This window comes from Aquipuribacter hungaricus (assembly GCF_037860755.1).
Lineage (GTDB): Bacteria > Actinomycetota > Actinomycetes > Actinomycetales > JBBAYJ01 > Aquipuribacter > Aquipuribacter hungaricus.
Genome location: NZ_JBBEOI010000388.1, coordinates 1 through 1,900, shown reverse-complemented (window position 1 = coordinate 1,900; position 1,900 = coordinate 1). Strand labels below are relative to the sequence as shown.

Annotated in this window: 2 protein-coding genes; both read left to right on the top strand. The window is 78.6% G+C overall.

Annotation, left to right across the window (positions count from 1 at the left end):
* The first annotated feature begins 42 nt into the window (after nucleotides 1-42).
* Nucleotides 43-1,323, top strand: a complete 1,281-nt coding sequence (locus WCS02_RS19980) for a FliI/YscN family ATPase (protein ID WP_340296044.1) — start codon at nucleotides 43-45, stop codon at nucleotides 1,321-1,323.
* The gene (locus WCS02_RS19975; RefSeq protein ID WP_340296042.1) at nucleotides 1,320-1,772 is read left to right on the top strand and encodes a hypothetical protein; all 453 of its coding nucleotides are present in this window, start codon (nucleotides 1,320-1,322) and stop codon (nucleotides 1,770-1,772) included. The genes WCS02_RS19980 and WCS02_RS19975 overlap by 4 nt, the downstream gene beginning before the upstream one ends.
* Nucleotides 1,773-1,900 lie beyond the last annotated feature (128 nt).

Genomic DNA, 1,900 nt, shown 5'->3' with positions numbered 1-1,900 from the left:
GACTTCGAGGCCCTCCTCCGGCCCCGGCTCCGCGTCGCCGCACTGGCCGCCGCCCCCGCCCGCTCGGGCCGCATCAGCGCCGTCCTCGGCCTGGGCGTCGAGGTCGACGGGGTGCGCGCCGCGGTCGGCGAGACCGTCCTGCTCGGCGAGGGCGACCTCACCACCGAGGCCGAGGTCGTCGCCGCCTCCGGCACCCGCCTCAGCTGCACCCCGCTGCGGGGCGTGTCCGGCCTGGCCGTCGGCACCACCGCGCGCGCCGCCGGCACCCGCGCCCGGATCCCCCTCGGCCGCGCCCTGCTCGGCCGGGTCGTCGACCCGACCGGCGCGCCGCTCGACGGCCTGCCCGCGCCCGCGGTCACCGCCTGGGGCGAGGTCGAGGTCGACGCCCCGTCCCCGCTGGCCCGCGGCCGCATCACCACCCGGCTGCCGCTCGGTGTCCGGGTCCTCGACGCGTTCACGCCGGTCGGCCGCGGCCAGCGCATGGGCGTCTTCGCCGGCTCCGGCGTCGGCAAGTCCTCCCTGCTGTCCATGATCACGCGCAACAACGAGGCCGCCGTCACCGTCATCGCCCTGGTCGGCGAGCGCGGCCGCGAGGTCCGGCAGTTCATCGAGGACGACCTCGGCCCCGAGGGCCTGGCCCGGTCCGTGGTCGTCGTGTCCACCTCCGACGACCCGCCCCTGCTGCGCCTGCGCGCCGCGTTCGCCGCCACCCGGATCGCCGAGGGGTTCGCCGCCGAGGGCGCCGACGTCGTCCTGCTCATGGACTCCCTCACCCGCGTCGCCCACGCCCAGCGCGAGGTCGCGCTGTCGGCGGGGGAGCCGCCCGCCACCCGCGGCTTCCCGCCGTCGGTGTTCACCATGCTGCCGCGCCTGCTCGAGCGCGCCGGGCCGCTGTCGACCGGGTCGATCACCGCCGTCTACACCGTCCTCGTCGACGGCGACGACCACAACGAGCCCGTCGCCGACGCCGTCCGGGGCCTGCTCGACGGCCACCTCGTCCTCGACCGCGCGATCGCCACCTCCGGCCGGTTCCCCAGCGTCGACGTGCTCGGCTCCGTGTCCCGCCTGGCGCCCCACGTCAGCACCGCCGAGGAGCTGCGCGCCGCCTCCCGCGTGCGCCGGATGCTCGCCGCGCACCGCGAGGCCAAGGACCTCGTGGAGGTCGGCGCCTACGTGTCCGGGACCAACGCCGACGTCGACGCCGCCCTGCGGCTCCAGCGCCCGGTCGAGGCGTTCCTGCGCCAGGGCCTCGCCGAGCCGGCGCCGGCGTGGGAGACCAGCCAGGCGCTCCAGGCGCTGGCCCACGCGGCGGGCGACGCATGAGCCTCGTCGGGCTGCTCGGCCTGCGGCGCACCGCCCGCACCGCCGCCGAGCGCGACCGGGTCGCCGCCACCGCCGTGCGCGCCCGCACCCAGGAGCTGCGCGACGACGTGGTGGGCCGGATGCACGGCGACCCCCACCTCACCGACTGCGCCGGCGACGTCCGGCTGCTGCTCGCCCGCCGGGCCGGCCAGCTCGCCGACCTGTCCCGCGCCGACGACATGCTCGCCCTCGCCGTGCAGGAGGAGGACCGCCAGCAGGTGCTCGTCGCCCAGGCGCGGCTGCGGCTCAAGGCCGTCGAGCGGCTGCAGGAGCGCCGCCAGACCGAGGAGCGCCTGCAGCGCGACCGCCGCGCTGCGCTGGAGCTCGAGGACGTCGTCGCCGGTGTCCGCCGCGCCCGGGCCGACGCCGCCCGCGCCACCCAGGACGAGCGGGACGGGGACCCGCGGTGAGCGTGATCGAGGTCCAGGCGCGCGTCGCGTCCATCGCCGGCCGGCTCGACACCCTCTCCGCGCGCCGCGCCACCGTCGACCCGGCTGCCGCCGCGGCCTTCGCGGCCCGGCTCGCGGGCGCGACGTCG

What these genes read in the sequence shown, in the direction of transcription:
- WCS02_RS19975 (WP_340296042.1), top strand. Translation starts at nt 1,320, where the DNA reads ATGAGCCTCGTCGGGCTGCTCGGCCTGCGGCGCACCGCCCGCACCGCC.